Annotated in this window: 22 protein-coding genes; 18 read left to right on the top strand and 4 right to left on the bottom strand. The window is 61.7% G+C overall.

All coding sequences use genetic code 11. The features are described 5' to 3' along the window. Positions 1-93: 93 nt before the first annotated feature. Positions 94-1,902, bottom strand: a complete 1,809-nt coding sequence (locus H582_RS0120195) for a cache domain-containing sensor histidine kinase (protein WP_028599995.1) — start codon at positions 1,900-1,902, stop codon at positions 94-96. Between the two features lie 65 nt (positions 1,903-1,967). Between H582_RS0120195 and H582_RS30380 the strand changes: the two genes are divergently transcribed. From H582_RS30380 to H582_RS0120120, 15 genes are all read left to right on the top strand, one after another. Beyond that, complete coding sequence (locus H582_RS30380) at positions 1,968-3,401, top strand: response regulator transcription factor (RefSeq protein WP_052333475.1); 1,434 nt, start codon at positions 1,968-1,970, stop codon at positions 3,399-3,401. A 28-nt stretch (positions 3,402-3,429) separates the two neighbouring features. Next, the gene (locus tag H582_RS28660; protein ID WP_052333474.1) at positions 3,430-4,845 is read left to right on the top strand and encodes an extracellular solute-binding protein; all 1,416 of its coding nucleotides are present in this window, start codon (positions 3,430-3,432) and stop codon (positions 4,843-4,845) included. A gap of 217 nt (positions 4,846-5,062) precedes the next feature. Then, positions 5,063-6,235: a substrate-binding domain-containing protein gene (locus H582_RS0120180; RefSeq protein WP_028599994.1), complete on the top strand. Its 1,173-nt coding sequence runs from the start codon at positions 5,063-5,065 to the stop codon at positions 6,233-6,235. A 68-nt stretch (positions 6,236-6,303) separates the two neighbouring features. After that, a complete protein-coding gene (locus H582_RS0120175) occupies positions 6,304-7,803 on the top strand; it encodes a sugar ABC transporter ATP-binding protein (protein ID WP_028599993.1) in 1,500 nt (499 codons plus the stop codon). Continuing rightward, a complete protein-coding gene (locus tag H582_RS0120170) occupies positions 7,784-8,767 on the top strand; it encodes an ABC transporter permease (RefSeq protein ID WP_028599992.1) in 984 nt (327 codons plus the stop codon). Before H582_RS0120175 ends, H582_RS0120170 begins: the two co-directional genes overlap by 20 nt. Then, positions 8,764-9,933, top strand: a complete 1,170-nt coding sequence (locus H582_RS0120165) for a Gfo/Idh/MocA family protein (RefSeq protein WP_028599991.1) — start codon at positions 8,764-8,766, stop codon at positions 9,931-9,933. The genes H582_RS0120170 and H582_RS0120165 overlap by 4 nt, the downstream gene beginning before the upstream one ends. A 20-nt stretch (positions 9,934-9,953) precedes the next feature. Then, complete coding sequence (locus H582_RS0120160; RefSeq protein ID WP_240479047.1) at positions 9,954-10,988, top strand: zinc-dependent alcohol dehydrogenase family protein; 1,035 nt, start codon at positions 9,954-9,956, stop codon at positions 10,986-10,988. Positions 10,989-11,038: 50 nt separating this feature from the next. After that, a complete protein-coding gene (locus H582_RS0120155; protein WP_028599989.1) occupies positions 11,039-11,890 on the top strand; it encodes a sugar phosphate isomerase/epimerase family protein in 852 nt (283 codons plus the stop codon). A gap of 294 nt (positions 11,891-12,184) precedes the next feature. Then, positions 12,185-13,936 carry a glycoside hydrolase family 13 protein gene (locus H582_RS28655; RefSeq protein WP_084137449.1) on the top strand — a complete coding sequence of 584 codons (1,752 nt, stop codon included), beginning with the start codon at positions 12,185-12,187 and terminating at the stop codon, positions 13,934-13,936. A gap of 157 nt (positions 13,937-14,093) precedes the next feature. Then, positions 14,094-15,002 (top strand): ArsR/SmtB family transcription factor, encoded by a 909-nt coding sequence (locus tag H582_RS0120145; RefSeq protein ID WP_028599988.1) that lies wholly within the window; start codon positions 14,094-14,096, stop codon positions 15,000-15,002. A 192-nt stretch (positions 15,003-15,194) separates the two neighbouring features. Continuing rightward, a complete protein-coding gene (locus H582_RS0120140; RefSeq protein WP_028599987.1) occupies positions 15,195-16,955 on the top strand; it encodes an ABC transporter substrate-binding protein in 1,761 nt (586 codons plus the stop codon). 64 nt (positions 16,956-17,019) lie between these two features. Then, a complete protein-coding gene (locus tag H582_RS0120135; RefSeq protein WP_028599986.1) occupies positions 17,020-17,973 on the top strand; it encodes an ABC transporter permease in 954 nt (317 codons plus the stop codon). 18 nt (positions 17,974-17,991) lie between these two features. Then, positions 17,992-18,915 carry an oligopeptide ABC transporter permease gene (gene opp4C, locus H582_RS0120130; RefSeq protein ID WP_028599985.1) on the top strand — a complete coding sequence of 308 codons (924 nt, stop codon included), beginning with the start codon at positions 17,992-17,994 and terminating at the stop codon, positions 18,913-18,915. Between the two features lie 9 nt (positions 18,916-18,924). Continuing rightward, positions 18,925-19,899, top strand: coding sequence for an ABC transporter ATP-binding protein (locus tag H582_RS0120125; protein WP_028599984.1), 975 nt, complete (start codon positions 18,925-18,927; stop codon positions 19,897-19,899). A gap of 1 nt (position 19,900) precedes the next feature. Beyond that, a complete protein-coding gene (locus tag H582_RS0120120) occupies positions 19,901-20,866 on the top strand; it encodes an ABC transporter ATP-binding protein (protein WP_028599983.1) in 966 nt (321 codons plus the stop codon). Between the two features lie 145 nt (positions 20,867-21,011). Here the strand turns inward: H582_RS0120120 and H582_RS30375 are convergent, their stop codons facing one another. Next, positions 21,012-22,451 carry a glycosyl hydrolase gene (locus H582_RS30375; RefSeq protein ID WP_164820138.1) on the bottom strand — a complete coding sequence of 480 codons (1,440 nt, stop codon included), beginning with the start codon at positions 22,449-22,451 and terminating at the stop codon, positions 21,012-21,014. Between the two features lie 248 nt (positions 22,452-22,699). Between H582_RS30375 and H582_RS0120110 the strand changes: the two genes are divergently transcribed. The 3 genes from H582_RS0120110 to yunB all read left to right on the top strand — a co-directional run bounded on the left by H582_RS0120110 (position 22,700) and on the right by yunB (position 24,633). After that, positions 22,700-23,128, top strand: a complete 429-nt coding sequence (locus H582_RS0120110; protein WP_028599982.1) for an RrF2 family transcriptional regulator — start codon at positions 22,700-22,702, stop codon at positions 23,126-23,128. A 27-nt stretch (positions 23,129-23,155) separates the two neighbouring features. Next, entirely contained in the window at positions 23,156-23,533 is a 378-nt protein-coding gene (locus tag H582_RS28645) for a hypothetical protein (protein WP_052333472.1), read from the top strand. A 365-nt stretch (positions 23,534-23,898) separates the two neighbouring features. Next, positions 23,899-24,633, top strand: a complete 735-nt coding sequence (gene yunB / locus H582_RS28640) for a sporulation protein YunB (protein ID WP_052333471.1) — start codon at positions 23,899-23,901, stop codon at positions 24,631-24,633. A gap of 39 nt (positions 24,634-24,672) precedes the next feature. On the opposite strand, the gene H582_RS0120095 is transcribed toward yunB, so the two are convergent. Together H582_RS0120095 and H582_RS28635 are read right to left on the bottom strand one after the other, a co-directional pair. Then, a complete protein-coding gene (locus H582_RS0120095) occupies positions 24,673-25,524 on the bottom strand; it encodes an SDR family oxidoreductase (protein ID WP_028599981.1) in 852 nt (283 codons plus the stop codon). A gap of 144 nt (positions 25,525-25,668) precedes the next feature. Then, on the bottom strand, positions 25,669-26,694 hold the full coding sequence (locus H582_RS28635) for a M23 family metallopeptidase (RefSeq protein WP_052333470.1): 1,026 nt from the start codon (positions 26,692-26,694) through the stop codon (positions 25,669-25,671). Between the last annotated feature and the right edge of the window lie 35 nt (positions 26,695-26,729).

Genomic DNA, 26,729 nt, shown 5'->3' with positions numbered 1-26,729 from the left:
CGCTCCCGGAACACACGAGATCATGAAGCAGAGACAGTCCCGAACGAATCTCCGTTCGGGGCTGCCTCTTTGTCGTTTATCGCGAAGGGATACTTAACGATCCGATCGTCCGGCTGGTATCCGGAACCGGAACCGCGTGCCCGCGCCGGGCTCGCTTTCGACGGCGACCTCCGCTTCGCTGCCATAAACGAGGAACAGCCGGCGGAAGGTGTTGCGCACGCCGGTATGCGACCGGAAATACGGATCCTTTGACTCGCCTTGTTGCGCGATCAGCTGCCGGATCCGGCGAAGCACGTCCGGCGGCATGCCGGTGCCCGTATCCTGGATGTCGATCACGAGGCGATTCTCCTGCAGGGACACCTTCACGATAAGCTTGAATTCGTCCGTCGTCATGTTGGGGCTCCAGCCGTATTTGATCGCGTTCTCGATATACGGTTGAACGCTGAGCTTCATGACCGGCACCTCCATGGCCGCAGGATCGATGTCAAAGCGGGCGTTCAAGTCCCGGCCGTTGCGGTAGTAATGGATCGTCAGGAAATTCCGGATATAATCCAATTCCTCACGGAGCGGCGCCCAGCCGTCATCGTTCCGGACCGTATGCCGCATCATGCGCGAGACCGATTGCACCATCTCGCCGACCGCCTCGCCGTTGTTCCGGGAAGCATAGGAATCGATCGTTTCAAGCGTATTGAACAGGAAATGCGGATTGATCTGAGCCTGCAGCTGCAGCAGCTCGCGCTCCTTTTCCCGCAGGTTGGCCTGGTACACCTCTCGCTCCATCCGCTGCAGCTTCTCCAGCGTCTGGTTGAAGCTGCGGATCAGATAGCCAATCTCGTCATACCGCCTTCCCTGCGGAATCGGCACATACTTGCCGTGTCCCAGATTCAGCATGCCGGCCTTAAGCTTGTCCAGCGGACGAAGAATGACGCTCATGACCGGAAACGCAACGATCAGTGCTGTAAGCAGGCTGAGGACCGCAATCAGCAGCGACAGTTGAACCGTCTGCCGCACCGCTTTATGGATCGTATTCAGGGGCGCGGTCCAGACGACCAGCCACTGGCTGTCGGCAAGCGCGGCGTAGCTGGCCTGGTATTCGGTCTGACCGGAGCGAAAAAGGAACGGCTGCTTCGACCCGGCGTGACCGGCCAGCGCCGTTTGGAAATCGCGCATGACGCCGGAGTCGACTGGCGTCTCCGATACGGTGGCACCGGTTCGGGTGTGCATCAGGATCACCTGGCCCGGGCGGCCGGTCTGCTCGCCCCGGAGCATGCCCTTGACCCGGCTCTCTTGGATTTCCACGACGAAAACGGCTCGCGTTACGCCGGTATCCGTGTCCAGAATGGGCCGGATATAAGAGAACGTCGTATCTTTGCTGTAAAGCACGTATGGCATGGAATGCGGCTCGCTCAACGAATTCCGGTTAATCCGGAACGCCTTCTGATACCACGGGTCTTCGCCGAACGAATAAGCCGGATCGAGCTGCCGTTGATAGGAGTCGAAGTACGCCTTTCCCAAGCGGTCCAAGTAAAGTACGCCGATCACCTCGGGATGAAATTGCAGCGAGCTCCGGACGAGCGGGCGGAACCGCATGAGATCCTCTGCCTGCTCCTTCAGAAAGCTGTCTGGCGTGCCCATGTAATGAACGAAGGCCGGTGTGCTGAAGAGAGGGTCGAAGGACTGATTCAGGCTCTGGAGATAGGCGTTCAACTCTGTCGATACGAAATCCACGTATTGCGATGAGATGGAACCGGAATACGCCGTTCCGGAGCGGAACATGAACGTATTGGAGTTATAAGCGACCAAGGTAATTGGGATGATGGATATCAGGATCAACAACACAAACAGCTTGAATTTCAAACTAAGCCGGTTTACGATACGCATGACAAAGGCGGGCAGGGTCACGTAAGGCTTCCTCCTGGCGTGTGACGTACTCCAGCTCAGGTTGGCCGGAAGGAGCAAGTCCGATTATGAAAATTTGCGTCGTCGACGACGAACAGGAGGTCCGGATGAGCATTCTCCAAAAGCTGAATGCGCTGTTTCCGGACGACGAAATATTTGACGCCGAATTCGGTCATCAGGCGTTGGAGCGAATGGATATGGTGCGTCCCGATCTTGCCTTCCTGGATATTCGCATGCCGGAGATCGGGGGGCTTGACATCCTCAAACGGCTGAAAGCCAGTTACCCGGCCATGCATGTGGTCATTATATCAGGGTACGATGATTTTGAATACGCGAGGCAAGCGCTTCAATATGGAGCATCGGACTATCTGCTGAAGCCTGCGGATCGCGCACAACTCAGAGAAATCGTGGAGAAGATTCGCACCTCCTTGCAAATGTCGTTGCTCCAGGACGTGCGGCAACGAATCGAAGCGGCAAGCATTCCCTTGCTGGCCGGTTTCGGGATTGCGCCGCAGGAAGCGGGAATTTGGTTCGACGAGCGGCTATGGAAGGCGATCTCCTTTGTGGACCCGGGATCGGCAACAAGCCCATCTAACGGTGAAACCGGCCTTGTATTTACCTTCGCGTTGAAAGACGGAACGGAAGGGGCGGTCATCGGCACGACGGTAGAGCCGGCATCCGGCGGCTTCCGGGAAAAGGCGGCTTTCCTCCCTTCCTTGCTTGCCGAGTACCGGAAGCACAGATCCCGCATGTTTTTCCATCCGCGTCCGGCGGCAGCGGATTATGGCGTTCGCTCGGACAGGGAATGGGGGCGTCGGGCCGATGCCTGCCGGCAGCGGATCGTCCTTCACGCGCGCGGCGGCGAGTACGCGCCATTGGAGCTTGCATTCGGCGAATGGATGGATTGCCTCGGCCAGCTGGATTATAACGCTCTGGAGCACCAGTGCGCCTATTTGATGGCGCTTTTGGATGAAGGGCTGACGAAGAAGGACATGTTCATCGTCGACGAGGATTCGCTGCGCTATTGGCAGCAATGGGTGTCGAACCATGTCTCCTGGGAACAGCTTCAGCAACGGTTGCGGCGTATCGTTCTGGGCGGCGTAAAGGCGTTTCAGGACGTGGAGCGGCAGGAGCGCGCCGAGCGGGAGCAGCCAGTGGGGAGCTGGTTCCAGCAGGCTTTGGCGCTCATCGAGAATTCCAACGACATGAATGTCAGTCTGGAGGCGGTTGCGGAGGCGGTTAACGTTCATCCCGTCACGCTGAGCCGGATGTTCAAACAGCAGATGGGGGTTAATTTTGTCCGTTACTTGACGCGCAAACGGCTGATGCAGGCCAAGGACCGTCTGCTGCGAACCTCAAAAAAAATCAATGAAATCGCCGAGGAGACCGGTTACGCGGACCATGCCTACTTCAGAAGCCTGTTCAAACGGGAATTCGGCTATTCGCCTTCCGAATTCCGCAAGCAGCACGGAATCGACGGGGGGCCGGAGGATCATCATTAGGATGCCATGCGGAAGAGGGACAGCCGGGATGAAACGATTGCGAGTCGGATGGAGAACGTTGCTGGCTGCTTCGCTGCTGCTCGCAGGGTGCAGCCAGTCAGCCGGCGGCGGGCTTGAGGAGCAGCTCCCGGCGAAGCGGCCGCTGCGGGTGCTGTATGCAACGGTTGAAGCCGGCTCGGAGGCCGTCATTCCGGCGACCGAGCGCTATCAGGCCATGACCGGCCAAGCGGTTGAAGTCGATACGTTTCCGTACAACAGTCTGCAGGAAAAAGTGTTTTCAGAGTTTGCGCGGAAGAGCGACCAGTATGATCTTATGGCCGTTGATACGCCTTGGATGCCGCGTATCCTTTCTCATCTTGAACCGCTGTCCGCCTACATCCGGAGCGCGGATCCGCCGATTCGCGTCGACGATTTTATCGCCAAGGTATTTCTGGATACGTCTGTCTTCGATCCGATTCAGTCGCGCCAGCAGCCGCCTGCCATGGATGTCGTCGACGTGGACCGCGTTCAAAACGCCGGCTTCGATATTTGGAGCCTGCCCATTCAGTCCAATGTGCTGACCGTCAGCTATCGGAAGGATCTGTTCCTTGATCCGTCCAACCGCGCCGCATTCCGGGAGCGGTACGGCCGCGAGCTCGAAGTGCCGCAGACGCTGGACGAGTACCTCGACCTCGCTCGGTTCTTTACGCGCGACACGGACGGGGACGGAGCGATCGACCTGTACGGCACGACGCTGATGGCGGGCATGAGCGAAGCCAATTTCGTCGATTTCAAATCGTTCCTCAATGTGTACGGCGGGGAGCTGTTCGACCGGAATTTAAGCCCGGTCTTCAACTCGCCGGCTGGGGTCAAGGCGCTGGAGACTTACGGAGATTGGATTTTCAAGAACAAGGTGACGCCTCCGGGCGTAACGGGGTACACCTGGGACGAGGTGGAGATTGCCTTCGGTTACGGGCAGACGGCGATGGGGATGAATTATCACGACATGAAGCTGAATCCTAAGGTGCACGGTCAGGTAGGCTCGTTCATGTTTCCCGGCGTGGAACAAAACGGCACGATCGTCCGGGGGCCCCACTTCGGTTCGTGGGGACTGGCCGTCAACAGGTACTCCCGGCAGAAGCAGGCGGCCTTCGATCTCGCCGCTTACCTGACGGGGGCCGAGGCCCAGAAGGGCTATCTGAAATACCGTCACCATGTGACGCGCATGTCGGCCTATGAGGAGGCGCGGCATCTGCCGGATGCGTCTCATCGGGAATATTACGACGTCCTGGGGGCGTCGCTGCGCGTCGGCGTGGGCCGGCCGCGCATCAAGAACTATAATCAGCTGTCCGAAGCCGTGCAGACCGCGGTACAGAGCTACCTGTCCGGCAGGCAATCGGCCAAGGCGGCGCTGGACCATGCGGCGGACACCGCCTCGCAATGGATGATCATGGAAGGCTATTGAATGGAGTGCCGGGTTGCGCCGGGTTCGCGAATCGTTTGCGAACCCGGTTTTTTTGTCGCTAAGAAAGGTTCTTTTCCAGAATTGTCCGGCTAAAAATTTCCCCCCGTGGGGTTAAAATCGTCGGCTACAGCCGTTCCCTCGCTCCCGATATACTCAGGTTACGAATCGTTCGCGAGTGTCCGATTCGACATACTGGCGAAAGAGCGGGGGAAGCAAAATGAAGAGAAAGTCTTGGACAACCGTTATCGCGGTTCTGCTCGTCAGCGGGCTGGCGCTGGCCGGCTGCGGCTCGGCAAAAACAAATACGTCGGCGGAGGAGGTCGCTTCCAAAAACTACAGCGAGGAAGCATCCGGACCGCTTACGATCAATCCGAACATCCCGGACCTGCCGGTTCAGGACATCGGTCCGAACGGGGAGAAGGCGGTGTCCGCCAAGGAACTGAAGCTCGCCGAGGACGATCTCAAGAAGATTAAGGATGGCCATTACACGGCCGCCATCGTCATGCATTACTCCGGCACCGATTACATGAATGCAGCCGTCGGCGCCATGAAGAACACCTTTGAGCGGATGGGCATCAAGGTAGTGGCGCTAACGGACGCCCAGTTCAAAGCAGAGAAGCAGGTGAACGACATCGAGACGGTGCTGGCGAAGAAGCCCGACGTCATGATTTCGGTTCCGGTCGATGCAGTGTCGATGGCCAGCTCCTACAAGAAAGCCGTTGAGCAGGGCGTCAAGCTCGTGTTTATGGACGGCGCGGCGCAGGGCATGGAGCCCGGAAAAGATTACATCAGCATCGTATCGGGCGACAACTACGGCAACGGAGCGCTCGCTGCGGACATCATGGCCGAGAAGCTCGGCGGCAAGGGGAAGGTGGGAGTAGTCTTCCATGACGTTAACTTCTTTGTCACGAAGAACCGCTCGGACGCCTTTGAGAAGCGAATGAAGGAAAAATACCCGAACATCGAAATCGTTGCTCGGGGCGGCATTACGGATCCGAACAAGGGCGAGGAGGTCGCTTCGGCGATGCTGACGCGCCATCCTGACATTCAGGGCATCTTTGCCCCATGGGACGTGCCGGCCGAAGGCGTTATGGCGGCCGCCCGGACGGCCGGGCGGAACGATCTGATCGTAACGACGGTCGACCTCGGCACGAACGTGGCGATTTCGATTGCGTCCGACGGCATCGTCCGCGGTCTCGGCGCCCAGCTGCCTTACGACCAGGGCGTGGCGCAGGCGATTCTGGCGGGCTACGCGCTGCTGGGTAAACAGGCTCCCGCCTACGTCGCGTCCCCGGCAATCAAGGTGACGAAAGAGAGTGTGCTCGACAGCTGGAAGCTGATTTACGGTCAGGACGCCCCGGACAGCGTGAAGAACGCGCTGAAGCAATAAGGAGCAGCATCAGGCGGAAGGCCGCTCCTTGGCGTCCTTTCGCCATCCCATAAAGAAGGTGAATGCGAATGGATCAACCCGTGCTGGAGATGACGAGCATTTCCAAGGCGTTTAACGGCATTACGGTTCTTGACGATGTCAGCTTCTCGGTGAACAAAGGCGAGGTTCATGCGCTGATGGGCGGCAACGGGGCGGGCAAATCGACCCTTATGAAAATTCTCACCGGCGTGTATTCCGCAGACAAAGGCGAAATCCGGATCGAAGGCAAGCCCGTTGCGATTCACAGTTATGAAGACGCGAGGGCGAACAATATCTCGATGATCTTCCAGGAGTTCAGTCTGATTCCGACGCTCACCGTTGCACAAAACATCTTTCTGACGCGCGAGACGAAGACGGCGATGAGGCTGCTGGATGACAGGGACAACAAAATCCGGACGGCGAAGCTTTTGAACGACCTGGGCGTTGACATCAAGCCGGACGATGTCGTGCAGAGCCTCGGCGTCGGCTATTGGCAGATGACCGAAATCGCGAAAGCGTTGTCGCAGGAAGCGCAAGTGCTCATTATGGACGAGCCGACCTCGTCGCTGACAAAGACGGAGACGGAAGTGCTGTTCTCGTTCATCGAAAAGCTGAAGGCTAAAGGTTATGCCATTATTTATATTTCGCACCGGATGGACGAAATTTTCAAAATTTGCGACCGGATCACGATTCTAAGGGACGGCCGTAAAATCACGACGGAAGTGATCAAGGAGACAAACCTTGAGACGGTGATCCAGCATATTGTCGGAAAGTCTTTCAATAAGGCGTTCGAATGGGTGGAGCGCGACTATGCGAAGGAAGCGGCGCCAGTGTTGGAGCTTGTCGGCGTCTCCTCAGGCGAACGCGTCCGCGACGTGAGCCTGAGCATCCGACCCGGCGAAATTGTCGGCATTGCCGGCCTAATGGGAAGCGGGCGGACGGAGCTGCTTCGCACCATTTTTGGTATTGATCCGATGGACGGCGGCGAAATCCGCATCGGCGGCAAACGGCGCGTGATTCGCAGCGCGACCGATGCCATTGACGCGGGCATTGCGCTCATCCCGGAGGATCGGCGCGTGCAAGGTCTGGTGCTGCAGCACAGCGTGCGGGACAACATGATCCTGCCGGTCATCCGCAAGATGAAGAAGGGTCTCTGGCTTGACGACCGCAAAGCGAACGACGTCAGCAAGCGAATGGTCGAACGGCTGAAGATCAAGACGGACAGCATTTTCAAAACGAGCAACCTGCTGTCGGGGGGCAACCAGCAAAAGATCGTTCTCGCCAAATGGCTGGCGAACGATCCGGAAGTTCTTCTGCTCGACGAGCCGACAATCGGTGTCGACATCGGCGCCAAAACCGAAATCATCGACATCGTCCGCGAAATGGCGGAGAGCGGTAAAGCAGTACTGGTCGTTTCCTCCGAATTGCCAGAGCTGCTGGCGCTCAGCGACCGGGTGCTGATCATGCACGAAGGCCGGCTTATCAAGGAATTGCAGCGGCAGGACATCCACACAGAGGAGGAGCTTCAGTATGCCATCCAAGGGTATTAATCCGGCAACACCGGCTCCGTTTGCGGGGCTCAAGGGCTTTGACTGGCGCAACTATATCGTCTATATCGCATTCATCGGCGTGCTCATCTACTTCTCCGTTACCTTGTATTCGGACGGCTTTCTGACGACGGGCAATCTGCTCAATATCGTGCGGCAGACGGCGACCATCTCGCTGATGGGTCTGGCGATGACATTCGTGATCAGCACGGGCGAGATCGACCTCTCTGTCGGCTCCATCGCCGCCTTGTCTTCGCTGACGGGCGCCCTGGCGGTGTCGCATGGCTTCGGCGTCATCGGCGGTCTCGTCGCCGGACTCGGAACCGGCGTTCTTGTCGGGCTCGTCAACGGCATGCTGGTGACGAAGGCGGCTATCCCTTCCTTCCTCGTGACGCTAGGTACGATGGGGGCGGTCAAGGGGGTTGCCATGTGGGTCACGGACACGGCGCCGGTGCCGATCGTGAGCGACACGTTCAACTTTATTTTCGGTGCGGGCGATATCGGCCCGATTCCGGTTCTGCTCATCTGGACGCTCGTGTTCACGATCATCGCACACGTGATTTTGCGCAAAACGTCGTTCGGCCGACAGACGCTGGCCACGGGCGGCAATGAGACCGCCGCCCGCTTCTCCGGCGTCAAGACGATGCGGATCAAGCTGCTCGTCTTCCTTGGCACCGGTTTGATGGCCGGTCTGGCAGGGCTTCTCTATGCGGGCCGGATGAACGCCGGCCGATTCTCCTTCGGCGAAGGCGACGAGCTCTCGGTCATCGCCGCGGTCATTCTCGGCGGCACGAGCCTGTTCGGCGGCGTCGGCACGATCATTGGAACGGTCGTCGGCGCTATCATGATCGGAACGATCAACAATGGCTTGATCATCATGGGCCTCGACGTTTCCCAGCAGATGATGATCAAGGGCCTGATCATCATCCTTGCCGTGATGTTCGGCAAAAAGGCGATCAAAAAATGACGGCCCCCAAAATTCGGGCGGGCGTCATCGGAACCGGTTTTATCGGCCCGGCGCATATTGAGGCCATGCGTCGGCTCGAATTCGTCGAAGTGGTTGCTGTGGCCCAGGAGGGGCAGCAGAAGGCGCGCGAGAAAGCGGCGCAGCTCGGCGTGCCGCTTGCCTATGGCGATTACCGGGCGCTGCTGGCCGATCCGGACATCGACGTCGTGCATAACTGCACGCCGAACCACCTTCATTTTGAGATCAACAAAGCGATTATCGCTTCGGGCAAGCATGTGCTGTCCGAGAAGCCGCTGGCGATGACAAGCCGCGAGTCTGCAGAGCTGCTGCGCCTGGCGCGCGAACGCGGCGTCGTGCACGGCGTCAATTTCAACTACCGGCAATATCCAATGATGAAGCAGCTGGCCGAGATGGTAAAGCAAGGCGAGCTTGGCCCGATTCATCTCGTGCACGGCAGCTATTTGCAGGACTGGCTGTTGTTCGATACCGACTACAATTGGCGGCTCGACCAAGCAGTCGGCGGACGGTCGCGGGCAGTCGCAGACATCGGCTCGCACTGGTGCGATACGGTGCAGTATGTGACGGGCAAGCGGATTACGGCCGTCTTTGCGGATTTATGGACGGTCCACCCGTTCCGGAAAAAGCCGATCGCGAGCGGTGCAACGTTCGGCCTGCAGACGGACGGCGGCGAGACCGCCTATGAAGAGATGCCTGTCAGCACCGAGGATTGCGCGACGGTGCTTGTCCGGTTCGAGGATGGGGGCAGGGGCTCCTTTACGGTTTCCCAAGTCAGCGCGGGCCGCAAAAATGCGCTGAGCTTCGAGCTGAACGGAAACCGGAAGTCGGCGTACTGGAAGCAAGAGGAGCCGGCCAGCCTTTGGATCGGTCACCGGGACAAATCGAACGAGGTGCTGATGGCGGATCCGTCGCTGTTCCTGGAGGAAGCCCGGACATCGATCCACCACCCCGGCGGGCATACGGAAGGCTGGCCGGATTCGTTGAAGAACATGATGCTTCAATATTATGCCTTCATCCGCGACGGCAAGGATCCGCGCATGGATCGGCCGAACTTCGCTACCTTTGAGGACGGGCACTTGTCCATGTGCATTACCGAAGCCATCCTTCAGAGCCACGAAGAGGAACGCTGGATACGCGTAAAAACTTAACCCCCAAGGAGGGAATCATCATGATGAAGGCGGTTGTTTTTCCGGGAGACAAGAAGGTCGAAATCAGGGAAGTGCCGATTCCGTCGCCGGGCGGCGGTGAAGTGCTGATCAAGATGAAGGCGTCTGCGATCTGCCGCAGCGATATGAGCCTGTACTACGGCAGCGATGCGGTGGTCGGAGGCGAAGCGACGAAGTCGGGATGCATCCATCCCGGCCATGAACCGGCGGGCGAAATCGTGCAGGTAGGCGAAGGAGTAACCCGCTTCAAGGAAGGCGACCGCGTGGCGGTGTATCTCGCCGTCGGCTGCGGCGAATGCGCGCACTGCAAGAGCGGCTACCGGATGTTCTGTCCGGAATGGAAATGCATCGGCTTCGACCAGCACGGCGGCGACGCGGACTACATGGTCGTGCCGGTCGAGAACTGCATGCGTATCCCTGACGGCATGAGTTACCTGGTGGCAGCGGTATCTACCGATGCGGTCGGTACGCTGTATCACGCGCAGAAGCGGCTGGCCATCAGCGGCCGCGACACGCTGGTCATCTTCGGCATGGGCCCGATGGGCGGCGCCGGCGTCATGGTTGCGAAGGGGCTCGGTGCGACCGTCATCGCCGTCGACATGCTGGACGAACGGCTGGAGGTCGCGAAGGAACTGGGCGCCGATTATGTCATTAACGGCAAGGAAGATGTGCTGGCGCGAGTGATGGAGATGACGGGCGGCCGCGGCGCCGATGCCGCGATCGACTGCTCCGGCAGCCCGCACGCGGAAAACGCGGCCTTGAACGTCCTGCGGCCGCACGGCCGCGCCGCTTTCATCGGTGAATGCCGCGAACTGACGATCCATCCCAGCAATCAGCTGATCCGCAAGCAAGTCACCGTGATGGGCTCCTGGTATTTTCCCATCTTTGAATATGACGAGATTACGCGTTTCATCATGGAGAAAGGCCTTCCGGTGGAGAAACTCGTTTCCCACACGTTCCCGATCGGGGAAGCCGAGACGGCGTTCCGTCTGTTCGACGAGCGGAAGACGGAGAAAGCGGTCTTTGTCTGGGACTGAAGCGGGCGACCTGAACAGCAAGACGATCTTTCCGAGAGGACGTGTTTTGAATGAAAGGACTTTCGTTTAACAGCTGGGTGTACAGCAGCTTCCCCGTGTGGGTTCCTTCGTATCCGCTGGAGGAGACGATCCGGCGCATTGCCGGCTTCGGCTATGACGCGATTGAGATCGGCTGCGCCAGTCCCCATGCCTGGCCCGCACATCTGACCGCCGAGCGCCGCCGCGACATCCTCGCCTTGCTGCGCAAGGAGAAGCTCGCCGTCTCGTCGATGCTTCCGGCGCCGGGCGGCGGACCGGGCAACAACCCGAGCTCGCCGGTAGCGGAAGAGCGCGCCTGGGTCGTGGAGCATTACAAGGACATTTTGCGGCTGGCCCACGACTGGGAGTGCCCGACCGTCATCTATGTGGCCGGCTGGGTCGTATTCGGCACGTCGCAGACGGAGGCCTGGAGCTACAGTCTTGAAGCGCTCGACAAAATTGCGCCGTATGCGAAGGAGCTGGGCATTACGCTCGCGATCGAGCCGACGCCGACGGACAGCAACCTGATCGAATCCGCCGACGACGCGATCCTTCTGGCCGAGCAGTCCGGCCACGACAACGTGAAGCTGATGTTTGATACGATCCATGCCCTGTACCGTAATGAGGTGCCGAGCGATTATGTGTACCGGATGGGCGACAAGCTGCACCATGTCCATATCTCGGACAGCGACCGTCTGCCGCCCGGACACGGCCGGGGCGATTTTGAAGCGGTGCTGCAAGCACTGAAGGACATCAATTACGGCGGTTATCTCGCCGCCGAGATCGGCTTCCACAGCCGCCAATCCGAGCCGGATTGGTACGCCAGGGAGAATATCCGCTCTCTGAAGGCCATCATGGACAAAATCGACTGGAAAATGGGATAGCCACAAGCGGTCTCTAAAACGGCCGTTGAACCTTTGCACACGAATATGCCAGGCCCTTTGCGGGCTTGGCTTTTTTCTGCAGGCGGGTAATCCGCAAGCCGGACTTCATGCGTCGCTCCAGGCGCCGTTAAAACTCGCGGTCTAAATACCCAGGAACCGGTTCATACTGGGAGCAGGAAGGAAAAAGATAGACTCAAAAAACAGAAGCCAGACGTTACGGAATATGCTATCATGAGTTATGCAAACGTTTGAACAACTTGAACGAAAACAACGATCAAAAGGGTGATGGATAAAATGACGCATAACATCCGCTGGTGGAAGGAAGCGGTCGCCTACCAGATCTATCCGCGGTCCTTCATGGACAGCAACGGCGACGGAATCGGCGACATCCCCGGCATCATCTCGAAGCTCGACTATCTCAAGGGGCTCGGCGTCGGGCTGATCTGGATCTGTCCGATCTACAAGTCGCCCAACGACGACAACGGCTACGACATCTCGGACTACCAGGACATCATGGAAGAGTTCGGCACGATGGCGGACTTCGACCGGCTGCTGGAGGAGACGCATGCCCGCGGCATGAAGCTCATCCTCGATCTCGTCATCAACCATACGTCCGACGAGCATCCGTGGTTCATCGAGTCGCGCAGCTCCCGCGACAGCGACAAGCGGGACTACTACATCTGGCGCGATCCGCATGCCGAGACGGGAGCCGAGCCGAACAACTGGGAGAGCATTTTCGGCGGCCCGGCGTGGGAGTTCGACGACAAGACCGGCCAGTACTTCATGCACATCTTCTCGCGCCGCCAGCCCGACCTCAACTGGGAAAACGACGCCGTGCGCCGCGACCTGTACGATATGGTCAACTGGTGGCTGGACAAGGGCATCGACGGCTTCCGCGTCGACGCGATCTCGCATATCAAGAAAGTCGAAGGCTTCCCGGACCTGCCGAACCCGCAAGGGCTGCCGTACGTGCCGAGCTTCGACGGGCATATGAACCGCGAGGGCATCCACCGCTTCCTCGCCGAGCTGAAGGAAGAGACGCTCGCCAAGCATCCCGAGGCGGTGACCGTCGGCGAAGCCAACGGCGTGACCGCCGACGATGCGGAGGCATGGGTCGACGAGCGCAAGGGCGCCTTCAACATGATTTTCCAGTTCGAGCATCTCGGCCTCTGGAACCGCAGCCCGGAGGGCGGCCTCGACCTCGCCTCGCTCAAGGAGACGCTGACGCGCTGGCAGAAAGGGCTGGAGGGCAGCGGCTGGAACGCGCTGTTCCTCGAGAACCACGACCAGGCGCGCTCCGTATCCACCTGGGGCGACGACGGCGTCTACTGGAAGCAGTCGGCCAAAACGCTGGCGACGATGTACTTCCTCATGCAGGGCACGCCGTTCATCTACCAGGGGCAGGAGATCGGCATGACGAACGTGCAGTTCCCGTCGATCGAGGACTACAACGACGTCGCGATCAAGAACCTGTACCGCTACGAGACGATGAACGGCAAGAGCCATGAGGACGTCATGCGCGTCATCTGGAAGACCGGCCGCGACAACTCGCGCACGCCGATGCAGTGGAGCGCGGACGACCAAGCCGGCTTCACGACGGGCGAGCCTTGGCTCAAGCTGAATCCGAACTACACGCATATCAACGTGCAGCAGGCGATCGACGACCCGGACTCGATTTACCATCACTACAAGCGGCTCATCCGCCTGCGGACGGAGCATGAGGCGCTCGTCTACGGCACGTACGATCTCGTCCTGGACGACCATCCGCAGATCTACGCCTACACGCGGACGCTGGACGGCGAAAAGCTGCTCGTGCTTTGCAACCTGAGCTCGTCGGATGCCCATGCGGAGCTGGCCGGCGAGCTGGAGGGCCGCCGCACGGAGCTGCTGCTCGCGAGCGAGCTGGCCGACGCCGAGGCGCCGATCGCGCAGCTGTCGCTGAAGCCGTACGAGTCGCGCGTCTACCGGCTCGCGCCTGTCGCCGGCTCGGACAGCCCTGCGCCGTCCGCAGAGGACGGCAGCTCGGAAGCGGTCGGCACGATCTGACTTAGAGCCTAAGCACCATCAACGTCCGCGGACCCGCGGACGTTTTTTGGCTTGGGCCGCGGCGCGAGGAGGACCGGAGCCTTGCCGAACCGTCGTCGGGTCGTGTAGAATTACGCCCAAAGACTCTAACGGCTAGAGGGCAGAAGGGCGTGCAGCTATGACTTATGACATAACGATCACATTCAAGCCGCTTCACGAGGCGATGAGCAGCCTACATGCCTACATCTGCCGCCAGTCCCACAAAAAGCTCGATCTCCCGGCGGCGTGGGCGGCAGAGGTCAAGGCAAGGCTGGAGCCGCAGTTCGCGGAGCTGCTGGACGAGCTGGCGATCAACGCCGACTGGAAGCTGACGTTCCTGCTCGTGCATCTCAGCCCGGCGGAGGATGCCTCAGGCTTCGCGGCTTGGCTGCGCGGGCAAGGGGCGGGAGAGCTGTACGAGCGGCTCGCGCCGTACTGCAGCCAGTTTCCCAAGGATATGGCGGCGTTCCGCGACTTGACCGCCTCCGTCTTCGAGCGCTGGGAGGAGCAGTACTTCCGCAGCGTCGACCGGGAGGCGATCGTCCGGCTGGGAGCGGTCTGCCGCGAGCGCAGGACGGCGCTGGCGGATGCCGACGATCTGGACAAGTATGTGGACGAGACGACGAACGGCCTCCGCTTCGAGCCGATCGACGGACTGCGCGAGCTCGTCCTCATTCCGCAGATGCATTTCCAGCCGATCAACGTCATCTTCCATTTCCGGCGCATGACGATCTGTTATTATGCCGCCCGGATCGATCTGAGAGAGGACGAGTTCCTCTCCGCCCATGACTTCCGGATTATCCGCAGTCTCGGCGAGCGGAGCCGGCTCAAGATTCTCCGCTTCCTGCACGGCGGTCCGCGCAGCTTCATCGAGATCGTCCGCCACCTGCAGCTGTCCAAGGGAATCACCCACGACCATATCGGCAAGCTTCGCAGCGCAGGCTTGATCCATGCCCATTTCGAAGGCGAGACGCTGACCGTCTACAGCTTGCGGAAGGGCGCTCTGGAACGGATGCAGGCTGCATTGAAAGCGTATATCGAAGGCTGACAAGTCCTTCCCCCGACTCGACGATCGTTCGTCGTTCGGAGGAAGGGCTTTTTTATTTCATTCTCTAACCACAGAATTTTTTAACAGTTCTCTATTTACAGAACCGATAGAGGCTCCTATAATGGGGATATTCATTCAAAAAACATACTTAATCAATCGGAATTAAATCATTCGATTGAGCGGGAGGAAGCCATGAAAAACAGGGTAGGGTTCGCTTCAACCATTTTGCTGTCCAGCGTGCTGTTCTTGTCCGCCTGCTCCAACGGAGCCGCGGAGAACGACGGAGCATCAGCCTCTCCGGCTCCGACGGCCAGCGCGCCGGCGGCAAACGCAGGCGCGGCGGACAGCGCAGGCGCTGCGGCTGCGCAAGCGGAAGGCGCCATTGTGGCGTCCGACCTGTCCAAGCTGCCGGAAGCGGCCAAAAAGCGGACGGATACGATCATCGTCGGACTCGTCGATCCGAGCGGCGCGTTCACGCCCTATTTCCAGCAAAGCGGCTATGACGGCAACGTCTCCTCGCTGCTCTACACCTCGCTCGTGCTCGTGGACGACAAGGGCGAGCCCACGCCGGGCCTCGCGGAAAAATGGGAAGCCAGCCCGGACGGCCTGACCTACACGTTCCATCTGCGGCCTGACTTGAGGTTCAGCGACGGCTCGCCGCTGACAGCCGACGACGTCGCCTTCACCTGGACGATCCTGAACGACAAGTCCTACGACGGCGACTCGCAGATTCCCGCGCTCGGCATCAAGGGGGCGGCAGCCTACAAGGACGGGACGGCGGCTGCCGTATCCGGCATCGAGGTGAAGGATCCGCAGACGATCTCGGTCACGCTCGACAAGCCGAACGCGGCCGCGCTCGTGCTGCTCGGCGGCGACGTCCTTTCCAAGGCCTACTACGGCAAGGACTACAAGCAAGGCGATCTCGGGTACATGAAGCAGCTGAGCTCGAGCCCGCTCGGCAACGGTCCGTACAAGCTGGAGAAATTCATCCCCGGCCAGGAAGTGCGCTTCACGGCCAACGAGCACTACTTCGGCGAGAAGCCCAAGACGCCGCACTTCATCTATAAGACGTCCGAGGGCGACACCTGGCAGTACCTCGAGACGGGCGAGGTCGACTACGCCTCGTTCAGCGCCACGCAGGAGAACATCGACAAGCTGTCGGCGCTCGGCTTCGTCAACATCGTGCCGTATACGCCGAGCACCTACGGCTACCTGCAGGTGAACCTCGAGCGCCCGGCGCTGCAGGACAAGAAGGTCCGCCAGGCGCTGACCTACGGCCTGGACCGGCAGAGCATCTACGTCGACGCGCAGCAGGGAGCCGGCGTAGTGGCCAACATTCCTTCTCCGCTCACCTCCTGGGCCTACACGGAGGAAGGCATCAACGCCTACCCGTACGATCTCGAAAAAGCGAAGGCGCTGCTGGACGAGGCCGGCTGGGCCGAAGGCTCGGACGGCATCCGCGAGAAGGACGGCCAGAAGCTGAAGATCCACTACCTCGGTTCCAAAAGCAAGAACACCGACATCTTCATCGCCGTAGCGCAAGAGAACTACACCGCGCTCGGCATCCAGTTCGAGCCGGAAATCTTCGCCGACTTCAACTCGCTCGTCTCGAAGGTCGAAGGCGGAGACTACGACCTCGTCTCCTTCTCCACGCCGATGCTGACCGATCCTGCCGACGGCCTCGCGCAGTTCGTCGACGGCGAGATCAAGGGCTTCGACAACGCCGCCTTCAAGGAGCTGTACGACAAAGGTCTGGCGACGACCGACATCGAGCAGCGAAAAGCGGTGTACAAGGAGATCTTCCAGCTGCTGAACGACGAGCTGCCCGTCATCTTCACCAGTTATCGCAAAAGCGTCTATGCCTACAACGGCCGCATCGAGAACCTGGAGATCAGTCCGTTCTACGGCCTGGCTGTGAGCCTGCCGAACTGGTCGCTCAAGGACGTCCAATAAGCCTGGATCTCTCCCCTGTCCGACTGGCGCGGACAGGGGAAATCCCTTTTCGGAAGGAGAAGCCATGAGCACTTATCTGATCCGGCGGCTGAGCTACATGCTGCTCATCCTGCTGGCCGCCTCGTTCCTGATCTTCGCCCTCTACGCGCTGACGCCCGGCGACTTCATCAGCGGCAACATCAAGCTGACGCCGGAGCGCAAGGCGGAGCTGCGGATGATCTACGGGCTCGACCAGCCGCTGCTCGACCGCTATCTGACCTGGATGGGCAACGCGCTCCGCGGCGACTTCGGCATCTCGCTGGCGCAGCAGAAGCCGGTGCTGACGCTGTTCCAGGACTACATCTGGAATTCGTTCCTGCTGGCGGCGGTGTCGACGTTCTTCACCTGGCTGCTCGCCGTCGTCATCGGCGTGCTTGCCGCCTACCGCCAGTACTCCTGGTTCGACTCGCTCGTCATGGTGCTCATCTTCGCGGCGATGAGCATCCCGTCGTTTTTCATCGGCCTGTTCCTCATCAAGATCTTCGCCGTCGACCTGCACTGGCTGCCGCCCGGCGGCATGACGACGACCGGCAGCAACGCGGAAGGCTGGGCGTACGTGCTGGAGGTCGCGGACCATATGGCGCTGCCGGCCGCGGTCATGACGCTGCTCGGGCTCGGCTCGCTGACCCGCTACTTCCGCAGCAACATGATCGACGTCATCAAGCAGGACTATATCCGCACGGCAAGAGCCAAAGGGCTGCCGGAGAGGAAGGTGCTGTTCACCCATGCCCTGCGCAACGCGCTGCTGCCGGCGATCACGCTGGTCGGCTTCGAGCTGCCGGCGCTGTTCGGCGGCTCGCTCATCATCGAGAGCATCTTCAACTGGCCCGGCATCGGCCAGCTGTACATGAAGTCGTTCGGCCTGCGGGACTATCCGCTGCTGATGGGCTTCACGATGTTCATCGCCGTGCTCACCGTAGTCGGCACGCTGCTGTCCGACCTGCTCTATCGCATCGCGGATCCCCGCGTCAACCTGTAACCGAAGGAAGGTTCTTCTATGTCAGTGGCTAACGGAAGGCTCGCCGTCCAGCCCGGCGCAGGCCGGTCGAAGCGGTCCTCGATCTGGGGCGACGCGGCGCGGCGGCTGATCCGCAACAAGCTGGCTGTGTCCGGCTTCCTCGTCGTCGCGCTCATGTTCGCGGCCTGCTTCCTCGGGCCGCTGTTCTCGCCCTATGCGGACAACAAGATCAACATGGCGCAAATGAACCGCCCGCCGAGCGCGTCGCACTGGCTCGGCACGGACGCGCTCGGGCGGGACGTGCTGACGCGCGTGCTGCAGGCGGGGCGCATTTCGCTCACGGTCGGCCTCGCCTCGATGGGGCTGTCGGTCGCGCTCGGCGCGCTGCTCGGCATCGTCGCGGGCTACTATCGCGGCATCGTCGACCAGCTCATCATGCGGCTGGCCGATCTGCTGCTCACCATTCCGAGCCTGCCGCTGCTGTTCATCGCCGGCGCGCTCCTCTCGGAGTGGAAGGTTCCGCCCGACTCGCGCATGTACATCGTCATGATCATGCTCGCCGTCGTCGGCTGGCCGGGGCTGGCGCGCATGGTGCGCGGCCAGATCCTCAGCCTGCGGGAGCGGGAATTCATGCAGGCGACGACCGTGCTCGGCCTGCGCGGCCGCCGCAGGCTGCTGGGGCATCTGCTGCCCAATCTCGTGCCGCTGCTGATCGTCATCGCCACGCTCAACATCGGCGGGGCGATCCTCAGCGAGTCGGTGCTGAGCTTTTTCGGCCTTGGCGTGACGCCGCCGACGCCGACCTGGGGCAACATGATCGACGCGGCCAACAACATGATCGACTTCGAGAAGCGGCCGTGGCTGTGGATTCCGCCGGGCTTCTCGATTTTCGCGACCGTCATCGCGATCAATCTTTTCGGCGACGCGCTGCGCGACGTGCTCGATCCGAAGCAGAGAAGGTAGGTGGAGTCGATGGAAGCGCTGCTAGACATACGGGAGCTGCAGACCCATTTTCAGACCGAGGCCGGCGTGCTGCGCGCGGTGGATGGCGTCAGCCTGCGTGTCCGAGAGGGCGAGACGGTGTGCATCGTCGGCGAGTCCGGCTGCGGCAAGAGCATGACGGCGATGTCGGTGCTCGGCCTCGTCGAAGGGCCGTCCGGCAAGGTCGCCGGAGGCGAGGTCCGCTTCGGCGGGCGCGACCTGCTGCGCATGAGCCGCCAGGAGCTGCGGACGCTGCGCGGGCATGAGCTGTCGATGATCTTCCAGGAGCCGATGTCTTCGCTCAACCCGGTGCTGACGATCGGCCGCCAGATCGCCGAGCCGCTGCGCGAGCATCTGCGGCTCGGCCGCAAGGAAGCGATGCGCCGAGCGGTCGAGCTCATCCGCGAGGTGGGCATCAGCCGTCCCGAGCAGATCGCGGACGCTTATCCGCATGAGCTGAGCGGGGGCATGCTGCAGCGGGTGATGATCGCGATCGCCGTCTCCTGCAAGCCGAAGCTGCTCATCGCCGACGAGCCGACGACGGCGCTCGACGTGACGATCCAGGCGCAGATCCTCGATCTGCTGCGCGGGCTGCAGGCGAAGAGCGGCATGGCGCTGCTGCTCATCACGCATGATCTTGGCGTCGTGGCGGAGATGGCCGACTACGTGATCGTCATGTATGCGGGCAAGGTTGTCGAGGAAGGGGAGGTCGAGCGGCTGTTCCGCGAGCCGCGGCATCCGTATACGCAAGGACTGCTGCGCTCCAAGCCGGTGCTCGGCCAGGTGCGGGAGGAGCTGTACTCGATCCCCGGCCAGGTGCCGAATCCGCTCGAGCTTGGCGCCGGCTGCGCGTTCGCGGACCGCTGCGAGTTCGCGATGGATCGATGCCGCAGGCAGGAGCCGCCGCTTGCGCCGGTCGGCTCCGATCAGCAGGCGGCCTGCTGGCTGCACGGGAAGGAGGGATAGCATGAGTGAGGCGCTGCTCGAAATCGAGGATTTGAAGACTTATTTTCCGATCAAGTCGGGCCTGCTCGGACGGACGACCGGGCAGGTCAAGGCGGTCGACGGCATCAGCCTGACGATCCGCGAGGGAGAGACGTTCGGCCTCGTCGGCGAGTCCGGCAGCGGCAAGAGCACGGTCGGCAAGTCGATCGTGCGCCTCGCCGCCAAGACGGCCGGAACGATCCGCTTCATGGGCGAGGATCTGCATGCGCTGCACGGAGAGCGGCTGCGCCAGCTGCGTCCGAAGCTGCAGCTGATCTTCCAGGACCCGTACAGCTCGCTCAACCCGCGGGTGAGGGTCGGCGACGCGATCGGCGAGCCGCTGCTCGACCATGGCCTCGCGAGCAAGGCGGATGTCCGGGAAAAGGCGCTGCAGGCGCTGGAGTCCTGCGGCCTGTCCGCCTATCAGGCCGACCGGCTGCCGCATGAATTCTCGGGCGGCCAGCGGCAGCGGATCGGCATCGCCCGCGCGCTCGCGCTCGATCCGAAGCTGATCATCGCCGACGAGCCGGTATCCGCGCTCGACGTATCGATCCAGGCCCAGATCATCAACCTGTTCCGACGGCTCCAGCAGGAGAGAGGGCTGAGCTATCTGTTCATCTCGCATGACCTGAGCGTCGTCGAGCATCTATGCGACCGGATCGGAGTCATGTATCTCGGCTCGATGATGGAGACCGGCCCGCGCGAGGAGCTGTTCCGCTCGCCGCTGCATCCGTATACGAAGGCGCTGCTGTCCGCCGTGCCGATCCCGATCCCGAAGCTCAAGCGGGAGCGGATCGTGCTGAAGGGCGACATTCCCGACCCGTCGAATCCGCCCTCCGGCTGCAAGTTCCATACCCGCTGCCCGTTCGCCGTGGAGCGCTGCGTCCACGAGGCGCCGGAGCTCCGCTCCGCAGGCGGCGGACGGCAGGTCGCCTGCCATCTGGCATGAAAAGAGAAGCGCCCCTCGGGGCCGTTTTCGGACGATGGGTCCGGGACGGCTTCCAGAGGGGCGCTTTTTGGCGTCGGAGAGGGCCATTCTTATCGGGGAAGGCGGAGCGCGCAGGTCAGCGCCAGCCCGGCCTATCGCCGGAGCGTCACCGCCAGCCCGGCATCTCGTCGAGCGTCAGCACATTGGAGGCGCCATAGATGCCTGGCAGCGTGCTGCGGTTCTCCTCGATGAAGTCGGGCCATAACATCGCGTAGATCCACTTGTTCTGGCTGGCGAGCAGCGAGGCGGACGGCATGAACTGGCATTCGCCGATCGCGATCGGCTTGCCGCCGGACGCCTGGAGCATCGTGTTGTAGTTGTTCTGCGTGTAGCCGGTATTGTAGACGTCGAGCGAAGCGATGTCGAAATAGCTGCTGCCCGGGTTGTAGGCGGAGATTTCCGTGCTCAGGTTGGAGAAGTCCTGCACGTTCCACACCCAGATGAGGTTTTCCAGCCCCTTCGTGTGCGTCAGGTAGTCGTAGGTGATCTGGTACAGCTTGGCGGAGCCGTTCGAGCCCTTGTGGCAGGACCACCAGAACACGCATTGGTTCATCTCATGCAGCGGACGGAACAGGACGACGACGTTGTTGTTCTCCAGATCCTGCAAATAGGTCGCGAGCGTGTCGAGACGGCCGATCCAGCTGTTGTACAGGCTCGTGCCCGGCGTCGTCAGCTGGGTGAACTGGGCCGACGTCAGCTTGGCCGGATTTGCTCCGCCGATCTCGTCCCAGCTGCAGTATTCGTCGCGGGTCGGCGCGCAAGGATGGTACATGAGCGTGACGAGAGCGCCTTTGTTGAACTGGTTCTTCGCTTCCTGGATCATGTTCCAGCGGTTGTCGAGCGCGAGGCTGCCGAAGCCGAAGTCGCCTCCCCACAGAGACGGCGTGCGGCCCGCGATGCCTGCCACGCGGTCGCTGTCGCTGCGCGGGGTGTTGTTGAACTTGTTCTCGATGCCGACGATCGTCTTGCCCCCGAGATTGTTCAAGTAGCTCAGGATGCGCTGCTTGACGGCGGACACCGGCTCGCTGCCGCCTCCGTCTTGGCCGTTGTCGCCGTAGATCTCGAACTCATACAGCGAGTAGCCGTAGGCGGTCGCGCGCTGGAAGGCGTACATCTTGACGTAGCGGACGGTGGCCGTGAAGCTGATGTCGTTTACGCCGCCGACGCCGTTGTAGTTGGAATAGACGGTCGTCCAAGTGGAGTTGTCGTTCGACGTCTGGATCTGGAAGCCCTTCGCATACGCGGCCTCCCAGCGCAGCTTCACGCCGGTGAGCGGGCGGGCGGTGCCGAGGTCGACGATGATGTACTGCTGGTCGCTGTAAGCCGAGGACCAGCGGGTGTTGCCGTTGGCGTCCACCGCATAGGCGCCGGCGTAAGCGGAGCTCTCCGTGCTGGAGACGGTGACGGGGCGGTTGTAGGCGAGGTTGACGATCGCCGCCTCGGTCTTGGCGGGCCGGGCGAGCAGGACGAGCAGCGACAGCAGCACGGCGGCGAGAGCAAGGAGCAGAATGGAGCGGGGGCGGGGCAGCGTCAGTCGATTCATCATGGGCCTCCTTGAAATAAGGTGATGGATGATGCCTGGCGGAGCATGCGGTGATGCGGCCGGCGCTGACGGCGCCGAAGCGGGCATCGCCCCTTTCGCTTGGAAATGAATTCGCTTTCAACACCCATTATAAATATTTAGAAATAAAATTCAATAAGTTTATTTAAATTGAACAAACGATGTAAACGATTGACGCGGGCAACTGTTACCATTAAAATAACAGTACGGCGGGAAAGGAAGGGAGCGTGCGGATGAACAGCGAATTTACCATCGCGGTCCACAGCCTGGTCTATCTGGCCAGCCGGCCGGATCGGATGGCGACGAGCGATGCCATCGCCCGCAACGTGAACACCCATCCGTCGCGGATACGCAAGGTGATGAGCTTGCTTCGCAAGCAGGGATATATCGGGACGAAGGAAGGCATCGGCGGGGGCTACCTGCTGGAGCGGCTGCCGGAGCAGACGACGCTGGCCGAGATCTATTCGGCGACGTCGTTCGGCTCGATCAAGCCGGGCTGGTGCTCCGGCGGCGAGGTGGGAGACTGCATGATCGCCTGCCGCATGGAAGCGGTGATGGATGAGATTTTCACGGAAACGGAGGCCAAGCTGCTCCAGCATCTGGAGAGCATGACCATCCGCGACGTGCTGCAGCGCGTGAAGGCGGAAGAGACGTCGACCTGAAGCGACTAACGGCGGGAGGAATGGCAGATGAGCATGGAAACGGGGATGGAAGCGATTCAGATCGGGGACTGGGTAAGCGGGGTCACCGTCATGGACGAGAGATTCATCGGGTATGTCGATGCGGCGGATCCGGTCGGGTTTTACCGGATCGTCGTGACGCAGAGCGACCGCGAGCGGATTGTCGGCAAGCGCGTCGGCGCGCGCGCCTCCAAGGTGCGCAAGCTGTCCGAGCACGGCCAGCAGGCCGGAGCCGGCGAGCTGCGGACGCTGATCGAGCTTGCCCTCCTGACGTGGGACGAGGACTGGTTCCGCGAGCTGACGGAGCGCGCCCGGACCGCGGACGCGGAGCCGGGCAAGAGCGGTTCGAACGGAATGCCGGTCAACCGCATCTCGTCCATTCTCTAGCCCGGCCGCAGCCGGGGACGCGCTTGTCCTTTTGCAGCCGGTCCGCCATGATGGCGGACCGGTTTTTTTGGCTTCTTCTGACGAGCCCGCCGTCCGCATACGATGAGTAGGGAAGCGAGTTCGTCCGAGGAGGGAAACGCATGGCGAGATGGGGAAAAAGACGCGCCCCTTGGCGGCTGCCGGCGCTGCCGATGCGGCCGGTCCGGAGGATGAGGCTGTCCCGCTCCGCTTCTTCCGGGAGCCGGAGCGCGGGGTCCGGACGTCTGCGGCCCCGCCCGCTGTTTTCTTCGCGGAGCCGCCGGGCGGCTCCGCTCGCCGGGGATGCTGGGCGCCCCCGCCAGACGCGGCGCAGGCGCTGGCGATGGATGCTGCTGACGATCGCGCTGCTGCTGGCGTTCGGGACGCTCAACGGCTATTTTTACCTGGAACGCGAGCTGCAGCCGCCGCTCATGCGGATCGCCCAGCTCAAGGTGAAGCAGATCATGACGGAGGCGATCAACAAGGCGATCACCGATCAGGTCGCCACGGGCGCCAAGCTCGAGAACCTGATCGAGTGGAAGATGGACGCCTCCGGCAAGGTGAGCGGCTTCATGATGAACTACAACGAGCATATGAGGATCACGGCGCAGACGATCCAGACGGTGCAGCATACGCTGCAGGAAAGCGAGAGCTTTCGCGAGGGCGTGCCGATCGGGCAAGCGCTGGACAGCGCGCTGCTCGCCTCGTTCGGCCCGCGCGTGCCGATCCGATTCGAGCCGATCGGCGATGCCAAGGTCGAGCTGAGCACGAGGCAGAAGGATGCGGGCATCAACATGATCCTCGTCGAGGTCTACATGCGCATCCACACGGAGCTGTCGGTCATCATTCCGTTTAATGCCGCCTCGCAGACGGTCGATACGGAAATTCCGATCTCCTACCTGATGGTCGTCGGAGACGTGCCGATGTACTATTACGACGGCAAGGGCAAGCCGATCGGAGACAGCGCGGCGGCCGCGCCCGCGCTCACGCTGCCGCCGCCCTCGGGCGGCGCGGACGCGGGAGCGGCCCCGCCCGGCAACAGCGCGGACCAAACGGAAAACGACCCGGGAGAAAGCCCTTGAGGGCCTTCTCTCGGGTCGTTTCGTCGTACAATGCCTTGCCTACTCGAGATCCAGGTGCAGCCTGCGCGTATTGCGGAGCCCCTGAAGGCCGTCCGGATCCTGCATGGTCTTGAAGCGGGCGAAAGCCTCGGCCGCCTCCGAGGTGCGCACGCGCAGCGGCTTCTCTTCCATGGCGAGCAGGGCGGACACGATGCCGGCGACGTCCTCGCCCGTCTGCGGCACGCTCGTGCGCGAGGCGAACCGGTCGAGGTAGCGGGTCAATAGGGGCTTGTACTCATCCTCGAGGATGCCGCCCGTCCGGGACACCTGCTCCATGACCGTGCCGGAGAACGCCGTCGCGACGGCGCCCGGCTCGATCAGCGTGACATCGATGTTGAACGCGGGCTTGTAATAGGTCGCGAGGCTTTCGAGCAGGCCTTCGAGCGCGAACTTGCTGGAGCAATACAGCTCGTTGAACGGCTGTCCGACCAGGCCGCCGACGCTGGAGGTGGCCAGCACATAACCGTTGTCGGAGCGCTTCAGCAGCGGCAGCGCCGCCCGGATCGTGCTCATGACGCCGAACACATTGGTCTCGAACAGCCGGCGCACGTCTTCCATGTCGGCTTGCTCCAGCGTGCGCAGCATGCCGTAGCCGGCGTTGCAGAACAGCGCGTCCAGCTTGCCGTGATGCTCGTCGATGCGGCGGAAGGCCCGTTCGAGCGAGGCGGGATCGGTCACCTCCATCTCCAGGAACGTCAGGTTGGGCGTGCCGGCATAGGCGGCTTGATCCCGTTCGGGATGGCGGGTGCCGGCATAGACGGCATGGCCTTCCCCGGCGAGGCGGAGCGCGGTGGCGAGGCCGATGCCGGATGAGGCGCCGGTGATGCAGACGATGCTAGGGGACGAAGCCATCCTTTAGCCTCCTTTGGCAACTATCATCTATCGCTCCTATCCTACTCCGGGGAAGGGGAGAAAGCAAAAAGCCGCCCTGCATGAGGGCGGCTCGGATCATGCGGGCTGAGGCTGACGAGGCTTGCCGAAAGGGCTGCGGCGCCGCTAGCGGCCGCGGCGGGCTTTCTTCGCTTTCGCTTCGGCCTTTTCCCACTGGCGCAGCAGCGGATAAGGGTCGAACGCCCACTCGATCATGCCGCGATCCCGATAGATGCCGTAGTGGAGATGAGGCGGGAATTTGCCGGACGTGCCGGGCTTGCCGTAGCCGGAGCTGCCGACCCAGCCGAGCGTGCGGCCGGGCTCGACCGTCATGCCGCAGCGCAGCGACTTGTCGAAGCCGGACAGATGCGCATAATAATGGTAGCGGTTGTCGAGGTCGCGGATGCCGATGCGCCAGCCTCCGTAGGCGTTCCAGCCCATGTTCTCGATGACGCCGTAGCAGGTGCTGCGCACCGGCAGGCCGTGGCCGGCGAAGATGTCGGTGCCCTCGTGCGTCCGATGCCCGCCCCAGCCGCGGGCCGTTCCCCAGGTGCTGCGATAGGAGTAGTCCGTCCCGACCGGCACCGGAAAGGCGCTGCCGTCGAGATCGAGCCGTCCGAACGTGCGGTACAGCAGCGTGAACTGGTTGACCCGCTGGACGGCGCGCTGATTGTGGTAGAATTCCCAGACACCGATCGAGAAGTCGTCTGCCGTGCCGCCGAAGCGCGCGACGGCCGACGCCTGGGCGTAGAGCAGGTCGATGTCGCTGCTCGGATCGGCCTTGCCGTCGCCGTCGCCGTCGCGGCCGATGCCGCCGAAAAAGCGGATCGAATCCGGATTGCGATCGCTCGGATCCGGGTTCGTCGCTCCGCTCCACTGCTCCGGCGAAGCGTACAGGCCGGCCCAGGAGCCGAGCTTCGGGCGCGCCTTGGGCCGCGCCTTGCGCAGCGTGCGCTCGTACTGGTCGAGGGCGGCGATCTGTTCCCAATCCAGTCCCGTCATGAGGGAGAGCTGCCCGTAGGCGGCGCGGCGCTGCTCCGGCGCTCCCGCCTCCTTCGCGTCCGCTTCCGATGCGGGAGCCGCGTGCGCCGGCTGACCGAGCGAGGCGCCGAGCAGCATCGCCGCAGCCGTCAGGGCCATCCATTTCTTCATTGCTAATGTCCACCTCCGCCGGGAACTTGAGCTCG

The organism is Paenibacillus pasadenensis DSM 19293 (assembly GCF_000422485.1).
Lineage (GTDB): Bacteria > Bacillota > Bacilli > Paenibacillales > Paenibacillaceae > Paenibacillus_O > Paenibacillus_O pasadenensis.
This window is presented reverse-complemented; position numbering and strand designations above follow the sequence as displayed.